The following is an 18532-nucleotide window of genomic DNA, read 5'->3' as shown; positions in this document are numbered from 1 at the left end:
CGGTCGAGCGGTAGGCGCAGGTGTCGCCGGGAGCGCCCAATACCGCACTCCCGAAAGGCAACACCATGTACTTCACCACTGAGACATCATCCAACGGTGTCATCGAACGTCATTTCATTCTGGGCGAGATCACCGGTGTGCTCTGGTCGCCCGCAACAGAATTCGTCGACGCTCCGCTGCTCATGGCCGGGCATTCCGGCGGCATGCACAAACAGGCGCCCGGATTGGTCGCCAGTGCACTGCACTCCGTAACCCGGCACGGCTTCACCGTCGTCGCCATCGATGCACCCGGGCATGGTGACCGGCCGCGAAGCCGTCAGGACCACCGATGGACCGAGGCGATCCGTCACGCGCGGGCGGCGGGGGAGCCGATCGCGCCGATCGTCATCGACTACAGCTGGTCACTGGTGCAGCGTGCGGTGCCGGAATGGCAGCACACCTTGGACGCTCTGCAGGCGCTGCCCGATATCGGCGCCGGAAAGCCGGTTGGCTACGCCGGCATGACATTGGGAGTGGTCACCGGGCTGATGCTGGCGACCGCCGAGCCCCGCATCCGGGCCGCGAGTTTCGGGGCGGTGTTCGTCGACGGTGCCGCCATCGAAGCGGCCAGAAACGTCACCATTCCGGTCGAGTATCGGATCCCTTGGGGCCATGAGGAATTCGATCGCGCAGCGGGAATCGCACTGTTTGACGCGTTGGGGTCCACCGAGAAGTCCTTGCACGCACGATCGGGTCGGCTCTATCCGGCACTCGACTACGAACGCGAGAACGCAGCCCAGTTCTTCGTGCGCACCCTCTCTCCGGCCACGTCATGATGCGTGGCAGGCCCATGGTTCGCGGGCGAAGACCTCCTCGACCATCGGCCTGAAGAACTCGAGGGGTCGGTGTTCGAATTCGACATCGAAGCAGTTCTGGTCGTACTTCTCGCAGAATTCGACCGCGTCGTCGAACCACTGGTGCCCGCGGTAGCGTTCCCGAGCGTCGCGGAATCCGCCCATGTGCGGCGCGTAGTAGTACTGCTGGAACTCCGGATGGACCTTGACGATCCAGGCCGTTTGCTCGGATACGTAGGGCGCGATGACCGACGACGCGAACGCGCCGTGCGCGTGCGGCGCGTACGTGTCACCGATGTCGTGCAGGAGCGCGGCCACGACGTACTCGGCCGATCGGCCGTCGTCGTAGGCACGGGTGGCCGACTGCAACGAGTGCTCCAATCTGCTGACCGGGTAGGCCTGTTCCCCATCGGCGAGGGCTTCGACCAGTTTGACGACGCGGGGGACGAGTCCGGCGTTGTTGGCCTCCTCGGCACGCACGATCAGCGCGTAGTCCTCCGCCGTACCCTCGGCCATCGTGCGGTAGGTCGCGCGGGTCTGGGTGGCCATGGCGAGTCCTCTCGGTCGGTTGCCCAACACCGTAGCGACGGAGTGTTTCCGCTGCGTATCGTCCACTTCGCGAATCTGGTGTCCCGCATACCGTGCCGAATTAGGATCTCGCTCCATGATCGACGAGGCCGAGGCACGTGAGCTGGGCGAAGGCGCGTTCGACGACGGGGAAGTGGTCCTCGGTGAAGCCCGCGAGCTGAACGATGGGTGGTTCTTTCCCTGTGTGACGAAAGGATTCACGCTCCACACCGGGGTCATCGTGAACAAGAAGACCGGCCGGCCCCTGCGCCTGATGGTCCATTCATCGCTGCACAACGACCCCGCTCTCTTTGACCGTGGATATCACTTCAATGACTACGATCTCGTTGTCCTGACCGTCGAGAACGCAGACGAAGCCGTGCGAGTGCTGCACACCCTGCACGAGGTCATCACGGACAAGTACTACAAAAACGACCGCGTCTATCGCGTGGGGCGAGCACTGACCGAAGAGGAAGTCCGCGAACGCCTTTCACATCTGCCCTGCATATTCAGCGGGCACTTCGCCCTCCACCTCGACCTGCTCGAGCAGGCCCGCGAGGCCGGATGGTTCTCGTTCAAGGCATTCGAATATCGCGGTAAGACCTGAGCCACCCGCCGCGCCTGACCGGACGGGCCGGATTGCGGCGGTAGCTTGGGCTGATCTTGTTCGAGACGGGACCGTCGTCATCCACCGGAGGGGCGTCATGAATATCGCACTCGAATTCCTCACCGTTGCCGGCGCGATCGCCGGCATGTGCTGGCACACCAGCGCGCGTCGCTGACCTGACGCCGGGGTTGTCCCAGTGCTCTACCGGAATTTGGCCACCACCAGCGGATATGGTATTCTCATTTTTCGAAAATCAGATATCCGCTGGTGCGGGTGGCCAACGGGGAGGCATGGCCACCAGCGGGAACGGCACTAGACCGTCCAGGGGTAGCTATGAGCGACGACGCACTCGACCACGAGACCGCCAAGTTCGATCCGGCGTTCACCGAGCAGGTGAGCAAGGTGGTGTCACCGGTCGTGAGCCGGTACTTCCGCGCCGAGGTCCGCGGACTGGACAACATGCCGGCGGCCGGCGGCGCCCTGGTGGTGTCCAACCACTCCGGCGGAATGCTCACACCTGACGTGCTGATCTTCGCCCCCGAGTTCTACCGCCGATTCGGCTACGACCGGCCGCTCTACACGCTGGCTCACTACGGGGTGTTCCTCGGCCCGCTCGACGGCTGGCTGCGCCGCCTCGGCGTCATCGAAGCCAGTCGGGAGAATGCCGCCACCGCTTTGCATTCCGGCGCGGTCGTGCTGGTGTTCCCGGGCGGGGACTACGACTCGTACCGGCCGACGTTCGAGCAGAACACCGTCGACTTCAACGGCCGCACCGGATACATCCGGACCGCGCTGGATACCGGGGTGCCGCTGGTGCCGACCGTGTCGATCGGGGGACAGGAGACCCAGCTCTTCCTGACTCGTGGGAATTGGCTGGCGAAACGACTCGGGCTGACGAAGGCGCGGATGGACATCCTGCCGGTCAGTGTGGGCGTGCCGTTCGGGCTCAGCGTGCTGATGCCACCCAATCTGCCGCTGCCCGCCAAAGTCGTCACCGAGGTGCTCGAACCGATCGACATCGTCGCGCGGTTCGGCCCCGATCCCGATATCGCCGAAGTAGACGCGCACGTGCGATCGGTGATGGGTGAAGCGCTCAAACGGCTTGCACGGCAACGCCGGCTGCCGATTCTGGGCTAACCGCCGGCCAAGGCGACCGGCGGCATCGCGGTATCGACGACGCACACGCCGTCGGAGAACCCGGCCGCCGAACGGATGTCGGCGAATGCCCGAACCATCGCCTCAGTGGCCTCATGAATGTCGGCGAATGTGCGGTCGTCGGACAGGATCGCGATGTCGAGCTGATCGACATAACTCCACACGGTCATGTTGAACGCACTGCCCGCCGAAAGCACTCCCACCGAGTAGATTTCACTGACCGGCGCTCCGCCGATGTTCCCGCGCTGGCGCGGTCCTGGCACACTGGACACCGCGACATTCATGATCCGGTTGCGCGCGGCGTGACGCGCCTGCCACCGAAATGCCGCTGGTGACAGTGCAGTTGGCAGGTACTGCATCAATCGTCCCTGCACCGTCGGCCCCAGAAGTTCGTAATTCTCCTTGGCTCGCCGACTGGCCAAGGCGGTGAGCCGGACTCGCTCCAGCGGGTCGTCGATGTGGACGGGCAGCGAGACCGACAGCCCACCGATCTCATTGCCGGTGACCCGGTCGGCGGACTTGTCGATCGCCACCGGTACCGCCGCCACGAGCGGCTCGTCCGCGCTGCCGTCGTGACGCAGCAGCAGATCTCGCAGACCGCCCGCGGTCACCGCCAGCACGATGTCGGTGAACGTGACACCTAGATGCTTGGCGGTTTCCTTGACCTGCGCGAGTTCCAAGGTGGCGGTAGCAAAGGTGCGGACCGGCGACACCACGTGATTGACGAACGTCGCGGGAGCGGCAAACGGCTTGGCCAACTGAACATGATCGCGACGCTCTCGCTGGCGCCGACGCAGGCGGACGAAACCCGTTGCCGCATCGTTGATCAGCCTCGGCAAGGCCCTGGCCTGGCGCAGGTGGTCAGCGAACGCAGCCTGGAGAAGTTCGCGTTTCGACGGCGGGATGCGCACGGGGTAAGACGTGGGCTCCGGGCTCGGCTGGCCGGCCAGATCCATCAGCCGGGCCAGGAGGTTGGCCGAGGCGACGCCGTCGGCGAGGGTGTGGTGCACCTTGCCGATCAGTGCGAAGCGATTGTGTGCCATCCCCTCGACAAAATGGAACTCCCACAACGGGTATCGCCGGTCCAGGGGTGTGCTGGCGATCCGGCCGATCAGTGCGTCGAGTTCCCGTCGCCCGCCCGGGGCCGGCACGGTGACCCGGCGCAGGTGGTAGCCGAGGTCGACGTCGCAGTCCTGCATCCACATCGGGTGGTGAAGGCGGCCGGGGATTTCCACCAGGCGGTAGCGCAGCGGCTCGAGAAGATGTAGGCGCTCTTCGACGGTGCGACGGAACACCCCGAAGTCGAACACCCCGTCGTAGTCGGCGGCGTCGACGATGGCCACCTTGAGCGTATGGGTGTGCAATGTCGGGGTCTCGCTGTAGAGCAGCATGGCGTCCATGCCGTTGAGTCGCCTCACAACCAAACCTCCCCAGTGCCTGGCCCCCGCACCGAGCGTTTCGCTGGACCTATGCTAAGCGACTGCTCAGCATCGATCAACCCGGACGTTTCCGTACGCGGTGCCCTCGGGTAAGAGATGCCTGCGCACGAGCGTGCGCCATCGCCGTTGCCGGTACCGGAAGATGCCGTCGGCGACGAGTGCCGCCAGGCCCGTCGCGATCCCCGCGTCGATGTCGACAGTGTCGGTGTAACGGCATGACGTGTTGTCAATGGCCTCGACGTGCAGCGTGTGATTCCAGGCCCTGAGGATTCCACCGTGCTCGCGCGTGCGCACCGTGTGCGTGGCCGGGTCGATGTCGTGGACCTCGATCGTGTGCCGATAGGCGGGGACGACATGAAGAGCGAAGAGCCAGGCGGTTCCACTCTCGCCCTCACGGAACGGCTCGACGCGGCCGGCGAGCGCGGGCACGCTGAACAGACCCTTGCACGCATAGAGGAACGTGGCGGGGGACAGCATCGCCGGCCACACCCGCTGTGCGCTGGTCGGGAAGATTGTCTGGTGGTGGATGGTGCGCATTCGCAGCACTCCTTCAGGCGAGTTAGGTTACCCTAAGTCTGCCGGTGGTGACGCCGGCTGACTACTCGCTTTTCACGGGGGAGGCCGACGATCGCTCCCTCCGACCGGTTCAAGCAGCGCAAGCAGCCCAAACAGCTCCGAGCCACCGAGACCCGGCAGCGCATCGTGGACGCGGCGGCTCAGGTTTTCGCCGAGCACGGGTACGCCGCGGGCACCACCAATCGCATCGCCGAACGCGCCGGGGTCTCGATCGGCTCGCTGTACCAATACTTTCCCAACAAGGACGCGGTGCTGCGGGCGCTCATGCAGGCCCACGCCGACGCGGGTGCCCAGCTGATCGCCGAGCGGATCGCCGACGGGCTGCCCAGCGATGTGGACGACGCCCTGCGCGTGTTCGTCCGCGCGACCATCGACAATCACCGCGACAATCCGCGGCTGCATCGGGTGCTGTTCGAGGAGGCACCTCGGGCTCCGGAGTTTCTGGCCCACCTGCACGACATGGAGCGACGCGCGGTGGACGCCACCGCGGCCGTGCTCGACACACGTCCGGGAGTCCGAGTCACTCGTCTCACCGCTCATGTTGTGGTGACCACGATCGAGTCGCTGGTGCATCGGCTCGTCACGACCGAGCTAGAAGTCGACCTCGATGAACTTGAAGACGAAATCGTCGTGCTACTCGGGAGATATCTCCACCCTTCCAGTGAATAGTGCTGCACATCAACGGGTTTCGGATATTGGTTAAGTCGACCTAATACCGCGTGAATCTAGTTGGGCGATAACGGTCCAGCAAGCAAACTCTTCTGCCAGGATATGGACGTCAACGCCGCGGGCTGGAGGGGACGCGTTGCCACTTGGGAGTCGCCGCCTGCGTAGCGGATTATCTGCCGCCGTTGTCGTCGCGGCAGGATTCAACGCGCTCGCCCTGTGGGGACAGGAAACCGCACAGCGCGTCCAGTTCGTCATCGAAGCAACCCTGTGTGTGGCCGCGCTGATCGTCGGAATCGTGGTCGCGCGCCGGGTCACCGGCCTTTCGCGGTGGTGGCGGGTCACTCTTGTGGTGGCGATCGCCGTGTTCCTGACCGCCGAGTTTCTCGCGCGGGGGGATCACGCTGTCGACCTCAACGCCACCGCCCCGGCACTTGCCGTTGCCGGCTATTTCATTGCAGGCCCATTGTTCGCGGCGGCCATGTTGCTCCTCGTCCGGGCCGGCCACCGCGACGACGGCAGGACATGGGTGCGGACCTGGCCGGTGCTCACCACCGTCCTCGATGGCTTGCTCGCGACGCTGGCGTTCTCCCATCTGGTGTACGTCGCCCGATTGGGTGCCATGGACGGGGCAGCACTGCCGCGGTCCACCAACGCCGGGGTCGTCTTCGGTATCGGCGCCGTCGAACTCGTCACGGTGGTCGGCGCGATCCTCCTCGCGATGTGGTATCCGCCGTACCGTCCGGGCCGCGCGAACTACATGCTGCTCGCCTCCTCGGTGATCACCCTGACATCCGCGGACCGACTGTTGGCCTACTTCCGTAGCATCGGGGTGCCCGAGCTGGATCCGTGGGTCGGCATCGGATTCGTCATCGCTCCGTTGTTGATCATGTTGAGCCTGTTGGAATTCCCGCCGCGATCACGGCCCGACCACGACGAGCTGGAGCAGCCCACCAACTGGGCGCAATTGACTCTGCCCTATGTGGGTTTCATGGGGAGCACCGCGCTGCTGGCGTTCCACGTTCTGGTCGGTGCGCGGGTGGATCCGGTCTTCATCGGCACCTACCTGGCAATGGCGTTGCTCGTGGCGACGCGCTACGTGGTGGCGATGCGCGTGCAGCGCATGCTGACCGAACAGCTCGTCGAAGCCAAGCGGCGCCTGGCTCACCAGGCTCACCACGACGCGTTGACCGGCCTGCCGAATCGATTGCTGTTGGCGCAACGACTGGACGAAGCCATCCGGGACGGACCCTTCGTCCTGATCTTTGTCGATATCGACGATTTCAAAGAGGTCAACGACCAATTCGGGCATGCCGCGGGCGACGAACTGCTGTGCGCGATCAGCGCCCGCCTGGAGAGCTGTCTCGGCCCCGGGGATACGTTGGCACGGATCGGGGGAGACGAGTTCGCCATCCTCATCGCAGGGGCCGTCGGCGCACCCGAGATCGTCGCCGATCAGCTACGGGTGGCGCTGCGCAGCCCGTTCTCGGTGCACGCGACGTCGGTTCGGGTGCGCGCCAGCATGGGCTTGGTCAGCCCCGGATCAGACGGTGTACCACCGACATCCGACGACCTGCTCAAGCAGGCCGACAACTCCATGTACACCGGGAAGCGGCTGGGGAAAGACACCGCGGTGGTGTACCGGCCGGCGTTCAGTGTGTCAGAGGATTTTCCCACCGCCCTACGGCAAGCCAAGGGCGGTGCTCCGCAAGGGTTTCATCTGAAGTATCAGCCGATAGTCACTCTCCCACAAGGCATCCCGGTCGCTGTCGAGGCTCTTGCCCGGTGGACGGCGCCCAGCGGGATCCAGATACCGCCGCAAACCTTTGTCTCGCTGGCCGAGGCCAACGGCATGGGCGCTCAACTCGATGCCCTGGTTCTGGATCAGGCCTGCGCACAGATCAAAGCGTCCGGACTGGATCTGGACGTTCACATCAACATCGGTGCCGCGCGCCTCGGCAGCGTGGAATTCGAGCATGTCGTCAGCCGCACGCTGGCACGCCATCTCCTTCCGCCACAGCGGCTCGTCCTCGAGATCACCGAGACGGTTCCGATCGTCGACCTGGCCGACGGTGCCGCGGCCATCAGACGGTTGAACGAACTGGGCGTGCGCGTCGCATTGGACGACTTCGGTGCGGGCTACAACTCGCTGACCTACCTTCACGAATTGCCGGTGCAAATCGTGAAACTCGACCGGGGCCTCGCAATGGGCGTCGAGCCCGAGCGAAACCTGTTGCTGTACCGGTCGGTCACCGGCCTCTGTGAAGCGTTGGGCCTCAACGTGATTGCCGAAGGAATCGAAACCGCCGATCAGGCGGAGACCATCTACATGGCCGGGTGCGGCCTGGCGCAGGGGCACCTGTTCGGACGAGCGTCCACGCTGGCAGACATCGCCGATGAGGCCGTCAGGCCCTACTGAGCCGAATCGCGCCTGGCGTGGTGTGCCTGATGGGCCGGCGATTCCCACATGTAGGGCTCGTGCCGGTGACCGGAGCCACCCAGAATGAACGTCCGGTCGCTGCGGTTGCCGCGGGCGATGCTCGCGATCCAGGTTCCGACCGTGCTGAAGCGATTTCGGACGCCGGTGAGGAAGGCAATGTGGATGAACGCCCAGCCCAGCCAACCGATGAAGCCCGTGAGTTTGACCGGCCCGGCCTGCAGCAGCGCGTGTCCACGGCTGATGTAGGCCGCCGACCCGAGATCGCGGTAGCGGAAGTCCTTGCGAGTGGTCCTGCCGAGGTCGCGTTTGATGCAGGCGGCGACGTGCAAGCCGCCTTGCATCGCGTTCTCCGCAACGCCGGGCAGCCCGTCGCGGCCGGCCAGGTCACCGATGACGAACACCTCGGAGCGCCCGGCCACCGACAGATCCGCATCCACCGCGATGCGCCCGGATCGGTCGCTCTGCGCGCCCAGCCTTTCGGCGGCGTGCCGCGCGAAGGGCACGGCTTCGACACCGGCCGTCCACAACACCGTGCGGGTGGCGTAGTCCCTGCTGGGGCCGCCGTCCTTCGGGGTCACGGTCACGCCGTCGCGCCGCACGTCGGTCACGTGCACGCCCAGATTCAGCTCGACGCCCAGCTTCTCGAGAACTCGCGAGGCTTGTTTGCAGAGACCCGACGAGAAGCCCTTGAGGATCCGGTCACCGCCGTCGAACAACAGCACACGAGCTTCCCGCGGTTCGATGCTGTGGAACTCGTTGGCCAGCGCCTGGGTCGCGAGTTCCCGTATCTGCCCGGCCAATTCGACGCCGGTGGGGCCCGCGCCGGCGACGGCGAAGGTGAGCCACGGGTCACGGTCGGGCCCCGGCGGCAGAGTCTCGGCGATCTCGAACGCGGCGAAGACCCGACGCCGGATGCTGAGAGCGTCGTCGAGTGTTTTCATGCCGGGCGCCCAGGCCGCGAACTGTTCATTGCCGAAGTAGGACTGGCGCATGCCGGCCGCGATCACCAGGTAGTCGTAGTCCAGATGGAAGACCGTTTCGTCCGGACGCCGAGCCGTCACCCGCCGCGCGTCGGCATCGAGCTCGACGGCCTCACCGAGCAGTGTGGTGACGTTGCGGTGGCGTGCCAGTTCCTCGCGTAACGAGCGGCTGATCTGCCCGATGCTCAGTGTTCCGGTGGCGCATTGATAGAGCAGCGGCTGGAACACGTGGCACGCGGCACGATCCAGCAGTGTCACGTCGACGTCGACGCGGCCCAGGCGGCGGGCACAGAACAGGCCGCCGAACCCACCGCCGATGATCAGTACCTTCGGGCGGTCAGTGCCCATGCCGAATCAACCCCTCTTGGTTTGGTCCTACTACCGATACTCACATGGTCTCTCGCCCCCGCGCGGCCGACTGCCGCCGGGCGCGGCGAGGTGGGTGTTTTGCGGGCGCCCGGCACCGTCAGGACAGCCGGGTTGCTGAGAGCGCGGCAGTAGGGGATAAACCGCACGCGAGCCTGGGTCCGGACCTGTCAACCGCCGTCGCGGAATCGTCAGCAAATCCACGCGCTCCATTTGCGCACCGCTGAACAGCGAAAAACTAAATCCTGTTAAAACACTGTGAATATCGATGCTTCGGTTGTGTGGCGGTGGTGAGAACCCTGTATATCCCTTGTGAATCCGTACAAGAGCTTCCGATCACAACCAGTGAGGATCCGGTGCCGTGACTGTATTGATCCCGACCCGCGTACGCGCGCTCATCGTCGTGCTGATCTCCGTGGCCGCCTTCCTGGCTGTTCCGCCGGCGAGCGCGGATCCCGCCGGGGGCGCACGCATCACCGATATCCAGCACATCACCGACCGCTGGGACAAGGTGTCGGTGTACTCGCCGTCGATGAACACAGTGATCGTCAACGACGTGTACAGGTCGCCGAAATCCGGGGCACCGACCTTCTACCTGCTGCCCGGTATCGACGGTGGTGACAATCTCGACCCTGGTGTCAGCTTCGCACCGGGAACCAAGAGCTGGTTCGGCATGACCGACATCCAAGGCTTCTTCGCCAACAAGAACGTCAACGTCGTGTCCCCACTCGGCGGCCAGTTCAGTTGGTGGACCGACTGGGTCAACGACGCCAGCAAGCAGTACCAGACCTATATGACCAAAGAGCTTCCGCCACTGATCAATTCGCAATACAAGACCAACGGTAGGAACGCGGTCGGCGGTTTGTCGAGCACCGGCGGCACCGCGATCGACTACGCCGTTCAAGCACCGGGCACCTACCGCGCCGTCGGCTCGTACAGCGGATTCCTGACGCCGTCGGATCCCCAGTCCGCACAACAGATTTCGCTGACACTGTCCACGGGTGGGCTCGGTGCCGAGAACATGTGGGGGCCACTGAGTGGGCCGGGGTGGGTCGCCCACGACCCGACGCAGAACGTCGGTCGCCTCAAGGGCGTCGCCGTCTATGCCGCCGCCTCCGACACCGGGGATGTCGGTGCGGTCGACCGCCTGCCGGACGGGTTCGGCCCGAACATCAGCGGTGGCTTCATCGAGCGCATCGTCGCCGACAGCACCCGCCGATTCGCCGACACCGCAAGGGCCGCCGGAATTCCGGTCACCTATGTCGCTCGCCCACAGGGCTCGCACACGTGGGGTCTGTTCGAGTCCGAGATGCAGGAGTCGTGGAACACCACCATCGGGCCCGCCCTGGGGGCATAGCGGCGTCAGGCCACGGACTTCTCCAGAATGTGGACACCGCAGGCTGATCCGAGCCCGATGACGTGGGCCAGTCCCACCTTCGCGTTCTCGATCTGACGGTCGCCGGCCTCGCCGCGCAGGTGGTGGCAGATCTCCCAGATGTTGGCGATACCGGTCGCGGCGATCGGGTGTCCCTTGGACTGCAGGCCGCCGGAGACGTTGACCGGTGTCGAGCCGTCCCGCCAGGTGGCACCCGAGTTGAAGAAGTCGGCGGCGCCGCCCTGCTCGCACAACATCAGGTTGTCGTAGTGGACCAACTCGGCCGTCGCGAAGCAGTCGTGCAGCTCCACCAGGTCGAGATCGCTCGGGCCGATGCCGGCCTGCTCGTAGGCAGTGGCGGCGGCGTTGCGGGTCAGGGTGTTGACGTTCGGCAGCACCTGACACCCCGCTTCGTAGGGGTCGGTGGTCAGGACCGAGGCCGACACCTTGACGGCACGCCGACGTTGGTCGAGTGACAGGGATTTCAACGTTTCGCCGTTGCAGACGATGGCCGCGGCCGCGCCGTCGCAGTTGGCCGAGCACATCGGGCGGGTGTTGGGGTAGGCGATCATCACGTCATTCATGATCTGTTCCAACGTGAACCGCTTCTGGTAGGCGGCCAGCGGATTCAATGTCGAATGGGCGTGGTTCTTTTCGCTGATCTTGGCGAAGAGTTCGAAGCTGGTGCCGCCGTACTTGTGGCCGTACTCCGTGCCGATCTGGGCGAACACGCCGGGCATGGACTCGGTGCCGATCCGTCCGTCGATGGGAGCGACGGCGCCGAAGCGGCCAGCCGGCTCCCAGACCGCGGCGTCATCCTTCTTGCGACCACCCGCACCGAGAAGGCCTGCACCCGAGAGTTTTTCCACACCGACTGCCATGCCGTAACGGACCTCGCCGGCCTTGACCGCCATGATGGCCGTCCGCAGTGCGGTCGCTCCGGTGGCGCACGCATTGGCCACGTTGTAGACCGGGATACCGGTCTGGCCGATCTGCTTCTGCAGCTGCTGGCCGATTCCGGCGCTGGCGTTCATCAGATTCCCGGCGGCCAGCACTCCGATGTCGGCCATCGTGATGCCGGCGTCGGCAAGTGCGGCGGTCGCGGCCTCTGCGGCGAGGTCGACGGTGTCCTTGTCGGCGTGCTTGCCGAATTTGGTCATCCGGATTCCGAGGATCCAGATCTCGTCACTGGCACTCATCGCATCTCCTTGGCAGGGCTCGGGGGCGGGGGATTCAGGCGACGGGCTCGAAGCCGAAGCCGATGGCCTCGGTTCCGTTTGTGTCGGCGCCGAGCGAGTAGGTGCTCAGGCGCACCTTCATGCCGTCGCGAACGTGTTCGGGATCGGGCTCGACATTGACGAGGTTGGCGCGCACCTGGGTGCCGTCGCAGTCGACCACGGACGCGACGAAGGGAACCGGCACACCCGGAGCGGCGAAGGTGACGATGGTGAACGTTCGTACCGTGCCTTCGGTCGCCACCGGGACGGTCGCGAAATCGGTGCCGAAGCAGCCCGCGCAGGCATTGCGCCGGTCGAAGAACCGAGCACCGCAGGCCGTGCATTCATGGGCGACGAGATGGGGTTCACCATCGTCGAGCACCAGGTAGTCGACCATCGGTATCTGCTCAGCCATGTGAACCTCCGCGTCTATGTCCAAGTGACGCTAGCGAGTGGTCGGTGGTGCCCACGGAGCGGGGTGGAATTCGAGAACCGAAGCGCCTATTGCGCCGGCCCGAGCGACACGCGCATGCTTCGGAACATGCCCGTCACCATCGTCGACGCCGGACCACGACAAGTCAGCCGCTCGATAGAGGTAAACGCGCCGGCGGCCGAGCTGTTCGCCATGGTCGCCGACCCGCGCCGCCACCACGAGCTGGACGGTTCGGACACCGTACGCGACAACATCACGTGCCCAGACCGAATGGTTCCCGGGGCGCGGTTCGCGACCAAAATGCGGATGTATGGGGTGCCCTACCGCATCACCAGCACTGTCACCGCGGTCCAGCCCGACGAACTCTTCGAGTGGCGCCACCCCGTCGGGCACCGTTGGCGTTGGGAATTCGCCTCTCTCACACCGACTCTCACTCGCGTGACAGAGACGTTCGACTATCGCGACGCCGGGTCGCTCAAGAACGCATTGAAGTACTACGAGCGAATGGGCTTCGCCAAAGGCAATGCGAAAAGCATCGAAGCCACACTTACCAAGTTGGCTCAGCGCTACGCCACGTGAGGCTGATCGCCTGCGGTTCGACGCGGCCACGACGTGTCCAAGTTATTGAGAAGGTTCATTGACAATTGCCGTCACGGAGATGAGAGTGCTAGGCGTCACCGGCACGAAAGGCAATCAATGAGCACTGCCGCGCAGCTCAACGAACTCGGCTATTACGCCGTGACCAGGCACCCAGCAGATGTCCGGGTGGTGCTTCCTGAAGCCCGCGCGGCGGAGGAGCTCGGTTTGGGCTCCTGCCACATCGGCGAACGCTTCACCGTCAAGGACGCGGCGGTGCTGTCCGGCGCGGTCGCCGGCTGCAGCACAAGCCTGGGTATCGCCCCCTCGACGAACTACCAGACCCGCCACCCGACCGTCACCGCCACCGTGGGATCGACCATGCACGCGCTGACCGAAGGCCGGTTCGCCATGGCGTTCGGGCGGGGGATGGCCGGATATTGGCAGGCGATCGGTCTTCCCGTCGTGACCGAGGCCCGGCTGCGCGACTTCTTCGGGATCCTGCGACGGCTGTGGAGTGGGGAAACCATCCTCGACCACGACGGCCCGGCGGGGAAGTGGCCGCTACTGCGCCACGTGAGTGGGTTGGCCGACGGACCACCCATCGGGTTGGTGGCCGTTGGCCCCAAGACCATGGAGCTCGCCGGCGAGATCGCTGATTTCGTTGTGCTGCATACATTTTTCTCCGATGAGGCAACGACGGCGTCGGTGGCCGCGGTGCGCCGCGGCGCCGAGCGGGCAGGCAAGGATCCCGACAGTGTCCGGATCTGGGCATGCCTGGCAACGGTGCCCGACGCCTTGTCGCCGGAAGACCAGATCCGTCGTGGGGTCGGGCGGCTGGCGACCTACTTGCAGGCCTACCCGGACGTGCTGGTCTCCGCCAACGGCTGGGACAGGTCGACGTTCGACCGCATCAGGCAGTCCGACCTGTTCACCGACGCGGCGTCTGCCGGACCCATCGACGCCAGCGCGTCGTACGAGACGCTGCAGCGAATCGCCGAATTGATCCCCGCCGACTGGCTGGACTCCGTGGCCAAGGGATCGCCTGAGGACTGCGCGAAAATCATTGCTCGACAATACGATTTGGGCGTGCACTCGGTCATCATGCACGGCGCCAGCCCGCACGAACTCGCGCCCGTCGTCCAGGCGTATCGAGACGCGCGCCCAACATTGCGCCGGGCGGTCGCAGCGAATCCCGGGCGGTTCGCCTGACACGGCAGGCCGACCGCGCCCGAGAACAGTGGCAGGCCGCGGTCTCCAGCGACGCACCCCAGTCGGCGGCGGGCACCCGGCTGAACAAGCGGGGCCTGCAGACCCGGGCGCGCCTTCTCGACGTCGCCATTCGCTGCCTGGCCGATAGCGCGGGCGAGCCGGTGTCGGCGAACCGTATCGCCAAAGACGCCGAGGTGACGTGGGGGACGGTGCAACATCAGTTCGGTGACCTCGACGGGCTGTGGGTCGCGGTGATCACCGAGATCCATTCCCGTAGTTGGAATTCCAATCCGAACTCCTGGCCGACGCGTGGTCCGACGCTGCGCGACCGGGTGGACGCGGTGATCGATTCAGTCTGGAGCTATCTGGACACCGCCGAGGGACGAGCACTCACCGCGCTGCGAACCTCACTGCCGGCGCGCCGTTCCGATATCGCCGTCGAATATCCGCGTACAGCGGCCGCATTCGCGGCCCGCGAACTCGACTGGATCCAGGGCTTCGACTACTTCATGGACGGACTCGGCCTCGATCCCGACAAGCTCTACCGAGTTCGGTGCCTGCTACCCGCCGCGATCCGGGGGCTCAGCAACGAACGCGAGATCGGCTTCACCTCGGACCTTGATGTTGCCCGTGCAACATTGGCAGACGCAGTGGTGGCGTTGTTGGCTTAGCGGCCAACCCCGATACCTCCGCAGCCGACACCGGCACACTGAAATAGAAGCCCTGCACCACATCACAGCCGAACTCCGTGAGGCGCGCAGCGGTCGTCGCGTCCTCGACTCCCTCTGCGACGACGATCAGGCCGAGTTCGTGAGCGAGCGCAATCACCGCGCGGACCACCGTCGCCACCCGGACGTCCGTCAAGATGGGCAAGACCAGCTTCCGGTCCAGCTTCACCTCGTCGACAGGCAGCTCGCACAGGTAGGACAGGGTGGAATAGCCACTGCCGAAATCGTCGATCGCGATCCGGATTCCGCTGCGGCGCAGCTGGTTCAAAACGTCACGGGTGCCCTCGATATTGCCGAGAACGAGGTCCTCGGTGATCTCAACGGTCAGCGCACTGGCGGGCAGATTCCGCTCAGCCAGCGCTCGCCGGATACGAGTGGGCAGGTGCGGGTCGGCGAGCAGGGGTGCCGACATGTTGACGGCAACGGGTAGCTGCAGTCCCTCCTGATGCCACTGCAGCGCAGCGTCGAGTGCGGTGTTGATAACCAGATCGGTGACAGGGCGCATCAGGCCGTGGTGCCGGACCAAGGGCAGGAACTCGTCGGGGCTGAGAAGGCCGCGCCGGTGATGTGGCCAGCGCACCAACGCCTCGACCCCCACCATGGCACCGGTGAGCAGGTTGAACTTGGGTTGATACAGAAGCGTGAGTTCGACGGAGTCGATGGCCTGGCGCAGCTCACCGAGCAGTTGGACCGCGGCCATATCCGCGGTCGAGGGCGTGGTCGGCGCCCGCTGGCTCACCCCATCGTCGGGCGGGTTGGACACTCCCAGCTCGGGCGCGAACGTGTGAACGCCGGCGGTGCGCGTCCTCTTGGCCGCGTACATCGCCATATCAGCGCGTTTGACGAGTGCCTCCGCCGACACGCCAGCTTCGTCGGCGCCTGCCACCGCCAGCCCGACACTGGGTCGGATGAACAGCTCGTGACCGTCGATGGCAAAGGGCTTGTCGAAGGATTCAGCCACCCGCGCAGCAATCTGACCGGCGTACACGTCGGCGGAGTCGTCGTCGACGAGCACGACGAATTCGTCGCCGCCGAGTCGTGCGACGGTCTCACTGTTGCGAACACAGCCCAAGATCCGTTCGCCGACGCGGTTCAGCAATTCGTCGCCAGCCGGATGGCCCAGAGTGTCGTTGACGACCTTGAAGTCATTGAGATCCAAGATGATCAATGCCACGCAGACGTGGTCGCGCTCACGGCGCTGCATCGCCTCCTGGAGCCGGTCGGAGAACATCGCACGGTTGGCCAGGCCCGTCAACGGATCGCGCAACGCCTGCTCGGCGACGGTCGCCAGCAGCCTCCGGTTCTCTGTGGCCGCGAGGTACTGCCTGCCCAAAACGGCCAGAATCAACAGTGCCCCCACGGCCTCCACCATCGGGGTTTGAAAGATCGTCGCAGGCTCGGCCGCGGCGATGATTCCGGCCAGGAGCAGCGGGGCGTAGGGAAACCAGACCGGCGCCCAGCCGGTCAATGCGGCTTGAGTCGGCGGCAGACCGACCGCGTCACGGCTGGCCGTGGCCGCCACCATGATGAGCAGCAGCCCGGCTACCCATCCGATGTCGATGAAGTTGCCGCTGGAGTACGCATCCTCGGCCGACAGATAGGTAAAGCCGCTGTCCGACAGCGCGATGCAGGCGATTGCGATTGTCAGCATGGCCAGCACCCGGCGTTGATCCTTGGCGGCTCGCAGCCACGCCGTCGCGGCAATCGTGAGGATCACAACATCCGAGATCGGATACGCCAGCGAAATGACCATTGCCGCCGGGCTATCAGACCCGGCCGCATACATCGGGCTCAAGATGGTCACCCAACTCACCACGAAGAGCGAACCGGCCACGATCACGCCGTCGAGCAGCGTGCGCCCTCGCGACTGGCCGCTGTCCGCCGGGAACAGCAGCAAACCCACGCAGAACCCGACGGGCATGACCAGATAGGCCGCATCGGCCAGTGAGGGAAACGGGGGCTCGTCGAGGGCGATTTCGTAGTAGGCCCAGAGCACCTCACCGAGCGCCCAACCCGCCATCCCGACCGTCATGGCGATCCATGCGGCACGCAACCTGCCGTGCACCGCCCGTACCGCGAAGGCGGCGAAGACGGTCCCCAGGATGCTCAAAACGACGAACACGATGTCGTTGATGGTCTTGACCGACGTGCCGTGCGTCCAGCCGCCGACGACCCACACCACAAAGGTGGTGAAAATGACGACGGCGCCGATCACGACATGGACGGTTTTGGGCATGCGACCCCTTCCTGCACCCCCCGGGTGGCACGCCTTCCGAGACGACAAAACTCAGCTAAGTGATCCTAGAGCCATCCGGCACAACTCGGTAGCAGACGCGCAAAGTACCCGGCAAACATGTCAGACGGTAAATGGTCGGTAAAAGCCGCCAAAATCAAGATCGAGCAACGATCGGTGTCGCTGGTTCGGACCGGCCGTCTTCACGTTCCACTTTCCGCGACTCGCCGCGCCGGCAATCGGTGTGGGCTAGACATGTGCCGTGAACGTCGACGGATCGGTGGCGGTGGTCACCGGAGCGGGCTCGGGCATCGGCCGAGCTATTGCGGCAGCGCTGGCGTCGGCCGGCGCGTCGGTGGTGGTCGGCGACATCGACGAGGCATCGGCCGGCGAGACGGCCGCGGCGATCGGCGGTGTCCCGGTGTCGGCGGACGCCTCGAACACAGCGGGCATCGCTGCCCTTCTCGAGACCGCGCGCCAGACGTTCGGCCCGGTGGACATCTACGTCGCCAATGCGGGCATCGCCGGGCAGGGCGGCCTCGGCGATGACGAAGCCGCCTGGGACCGGATCATCGATATCAACCTGCGCGCACACATCCGCGCCGCCAAAGCTGTTGTGCCGGAATGGGTCGAGCGCGGCCGCGGTCATTTCGTCGCCGTCGCCTCGGCTGCCGGCCTCCTGACCCAAGTGGGTGGGGCGCCTTACAGCGTGACCAAGCACGCCGCCGTCGGATTCGCCGAATGGTTGTCCATCACTTACGGCGACAACGGAATCGGGGTGAGCTGCGTGTGCCCGATGGGCGTGGACACCCCACTGCTACGCGGGATGTCCGAGTCGCCGGAGGAGCAGATCCGGTTGGCCGGTGCTGCCGTCACCAACTCCGGCGCGGTGATCGAACCAGACACTGTCGGCGCCCTGGTGGTCCGGGCCGTCATCGACGGCGGCTTCCTGGTCTTGCCGCACCCCGAGGTGTTGACCATGTACCGGCAGAAGGGTGCCGACTACGACCGGTGGATTGCCGGGATGCGCCGCTACAAGAGCGCTCTGGGTTAGGGGTTTCGAGCCCGACGGCGCGGGGTAAAAAAGCGCCAACGTCGCGGTCAGCCGACGTCGAACCGTTAGACGGAG

At 65.4% G+C, this 18532-nt stretch carries 17 protein-coding genes; 10 read left to right on the top strand and 7 right to left on the bottom strand.

From position 1 onward, the window contains the following. Positions 1 to 65 precede the first annotated feature (65 nt). Positions 66 to 815, top strand: coding sequence for a dienelactone hydrolase family protein (locus EV580_RS19020; RefSeq protein ID WP_133692749.1), 750 nt, complete (start codon positions 66 to 68; stop codon positions 813 to 815). On the opposite strand, the gene EV580_RS19015 is transcribed toward EV580_RS19020, so the two are convergent. Next, positions 810 to 1382, bottom strand: coding sequence for an HD domain-containing protein (locus tag EV580_RS19015; protein WP_133692748.1), 573 nt, complete (start codon positions 1380 to 1382; stop codon positions 810 to 812). The two genes, EV580_RS19020 and EV580_RS19015, sit on opposite strands and share 6 nt — an antisense overlap. Positions 1383 to 1497: 115 nt before the next feature. Between EV580_RS19015 and EV580_RS19010 the strand changes: the two genes are divergently transcribed. Further along, positions 1498 to 2007 (top strand): hypothetical protein, encoded by a 510-nt coding sequence (locus EV580_RS19010; protein WP_133692747.1) that lies wholly within the window; start codon positions 1498 to 1500, stop codon positions 2005 to 2007. A 333-nt stretch (positions 2008 to 2340) separates the two neighbouring features. Beyond that, positions 2341 to 3144, top strand: a complete 804-nt coding sequence (locus EV580_RS19005; RefSeq protein WP_133692746.1) for a lysophospholipid acyltransferase family protein — start codon at positions 2341 to 2343, stop codon at positions 3142 to 3144. Here EV580_RS19005 and EV580_RS19000 read toward each other — a convergent pair. Further along, positions 3141 to 4580, bottom strand: coding sequence for a WS/DGAT/MGAT family O-acyltransferase (locus EV580_RS19000; protein ID WP_133692745.1), 1440 nt, complete (start codon positions 4578 to 4580; stop codon positions 3141 to 3143). The genes EV580_RS19005 and EV580_RS19000 overlap by 4 nt on opposite strands. Positions 4581 to 4646: 66 nt before the next feature. Continuing rightward, complete coding sequence (locus tag EV580_RS18995) at positions 4647 to 5138, bottom strand: Rv1443c family protein (protein WP_133692744.1); 492 nt, start codon at positions 5136 to 5138, stop codon at positions 4647 to 4649. A gap of 57 nt (positions 5139 to 5195) precedes the next feature. Here EV580_RS18995 and EV580_RS18990 point away from each other — a divergent pair, with 57 nt between their 5' ends. Together EV580_RS18990 and EV580_RS18985 are read left to right on the top strand one after the other, a co-directional pair. Then, complete coding sequence (locus EV580_RS18990) at positions 5196 to 5846, top strand: TetR/AcrR family transcriptional regulator (RefSeq protein ID WP_133692743.1); 651 nt, start codon at positions 5196 to 5198, stop codon at positions 5844 to 5846. 136 nt (positions 5847 to 5982) lie between these two features. After that, complete coding sequence (locus tag EV580_RS18985; protein ID WP_133692742.1) at positions 5983 to 8262, top strand: putative bifunctional diguanylate cyclase/phosphodiesterase; 2280 nt, start codon at positions 5983 to 5985, stop codon at positions 8260 to 8262. Here the strand turns inward: EV580_RS18985 and EV580_RS18980 are convergent. Further along, positions 8256 to 9611: an NAD(P)/FAD-dependent oxidoreductase gene (locus EV580_RS18980; protein ID WP_133692741.1), complete on the bottom strand. Its 1356-nt coding sequence runs from the start codon at positions 9609 to 9611 to the stop codon at positions 8256 to 8258. The genes EV580_RS18985 and EV580_RS18980 overlap by 7 nt on opposite strands. A 379-nt stretch (positions 9612 to 9990) precedes the next feature. Here EV580_RS18980 and EV580_RS18975 point away from each other — a divergent pair, with 379 nt between their 5' ends. Next, entirely contained in the window at positions 9991 to 10986 is a 996-nt protein-coding gene (locus EV580_RS18975; protein WP_133692740.1) for an alpha/beta hydrolase, read from the top strand. A gap of 5 nt (positions 10987 to 10991) precedes the next feature. Here the strand turns inward: EV580_RS18975 and EV580_RS18970 are convergent, their stop codons facing one another. Together EV580_RS18970 and EV580_RS18965 are read right to left on the bottom strand one after the other, a co-directional pair. Continuing rightward, positions 10992 to 12203, bottom strand: a complete 1212-nt coding sequence (locus EV580_RS18970) for a thiolase family protein (RefSeq protein WP_133692739.1) — start codon at positions 12201 to 12203, stop codon at positions 10992 to 10994. A gap of 34 nt (positions 12204 to 12237) precedes the next feature. After that, positions 12238 to 12636, bottom strand: coding sequence for a Zn-ribbon domain-containing OB-fold protein (locus EV580_RS18965; RefSeq protein ID WP_133692738.1), 399 nt, complete (start codon positions 12634 to 12636; stop codon positions 12238 to 12240). Between the two features lie 126 nt (positions 12637 to 12762). Here EV580_RS18965 and EV580_RS18960 point away from each other — a divergent pair, with 126 nt between their 5' ends. The 3 genes from EV580_RS18960 to EV580_RS18950 all read left to right on the top strand — a co-directional run bounded on the left by EV580_RS18960 (position 12763) and on the right by EV580_RS18950 (position 15113). Then, positions 12763 to 13233, top strand: a complete 471-nt coding sequence (locus EV580_RS18960) for an SRPBCC family protein (RefSeq protein WP_133692737.1) — start codon at positions 12763 to 12765, stop codon at positions 13231 to 13233. Positions 13234 to 13350: 117 nt separating this feature from the next. Continuing rightward, the gene (locus tag EV580_RS18955) at positions 13351 to 14442 is read left to right on the top strand and encodes a TIGR03857 family LLM class F420-dependent oxidoreductase (RefSeq protein ID WP_133692736.1); all 1092 of its coding nucleotides are present in this window, start codon (positions 13351 to 13353) and stop codon (positions 14440 to 14442) included. Positions 14443 to 14603: 161 nt separating this feature from the next. Further along, the gene (locus EV580_RS18950; protein WP_286171666.1) at positions 14604 to 15113 is read left to right on the top strand and encodes a TetR/AcrR family transcriptional regulator; all 510 of its coding nucleotides are present in this window, start codon (positions 14604 to 14606) and stop codon (positions 15111 to 15113) included. Here the strand turns inward: EV580_RS18950 and EV580_RS18945 are convergent. After that, on the bottom strand, positions 15049 to 17406 hold the full coding sequence (locus EV580_RS18945) for a putative bifunctional diguanylate cyclase/phosphodiesterase (protein WP_133692734.1): 2358 nt from the start codon (positions 17404 to 17406) through the stop codon (positions 15049 to 15051). The genes EV580_RS18950 and EV580_RS18945 overlap by 65 nt on opposite strands. 259 nt (positions 17407 to 17665) lie before the next feature. Here EV580_RS18945 and EV580_RS18940 point away from each other — a divergent pair, with 259 nt between their 5' ends. After that, positions 17666 to 18457 carry an SDR family oxidoreductase gene (locus EV580_RS18940; RefSeq protein ID WP_133692733.1) on the top strand — a complete coding sequence of 264 codons (792 nt, stop codon included), beginning with the start codon at positions 17666 to 17668 and terminating at the stop codon, positions 18455 to 18457. Positions 18458 to 18532: the final 75 nt, after the last annotated feature.

The sequence above is a fragment of the Mycobacterium sp. BK086 genome (assembly GCA_004362315.1).
In the GTDB taxonomy this organism is placed as follows: domain Bacteria; phylum Actinomycetota; class Actinomycetes; order Mycobacteriales; family Mycobacteriaceae; genus Mycobacterium.
The sequence above is the reverse complement of the archived record's forward strand: the minus strand, read 5'-3'. Positions and strand labels throughout refer to the sequence as shown.

Coding starts and splice junctions, on each gene's coding strand:
- EV580_RS18970 (WP_133692739.1), bottom strand. CDS start 12,203: ATGAGTGCCAGTGACGAGATCTGGATCCTCGGAATCCGGATGACCAAA.
- EV580_RS18955 (WP_133692736.1), top strand. CDS start 13,351: ATGAGCACTGCCGCGCAGCTCAACGAACTCGGCTATTACGCCGTGACC.
- EV580_RS18980 (WP_133692741.1), bottom strand. CDS start 9,611: ATGGGCACTGACCGCCCGAAGGTACTGATCATCGGCGGTGGGTTCGGC.
- EV580_RS18945 (WP_133692734.1), bottom strand. CDS start 17,406: ATGCCCAAAACCGTCCATGTCGTGATCGGCGCCGTCGTCATTTTCACC.
- EV580_RS18965 (WP_133692738.1), bottom strand. CDS start 12,636: ATGGCTGAGCAGATACCGATGGTCGACTACCTGGTGCTCGACGATGGT.
- EV580_RS19005 (WP_133692746.1), top strand. CDS start 2,341: ATGAGCGACGACGCACTCGACCACGAGACCGCCAAGTTCGATCCGGCG.
- EV580_RS18960 (WP_133692737.1), top strand. CDS start 12,763: ATGCCCGTCACCATCGTCGACGCCGGACCACGACAAGTCAGCCGCTCG.
- EV580_RS19020 (WP_133692749.1), top strand. CDS start 66: ATGTACTTCACCACTGAGACATCATCCAACGGTGTCATCGAACGTCAT.
- EV580_RS19010 (WP_133692747.1), top strand. CDS start 1,498: ATGATCGACGAGGCCGAGGCACGTGAGCTGGGCGAAGGCGCGTTCGAC.
- EV580_RS18995 (WP_133692744.1), bottom strand. CDS start 5,138: ATGCGCACCATCCACCACCAGACAATCTTCCCGACCAGCGCACAGCGG.
- EV580_RS19015 (WP_133692748.1), bottom strand. CDS start 1,382: ATGGCCACCCAGACCCGCGCGACCTACCGCACGATGGCCGAGGGTACG.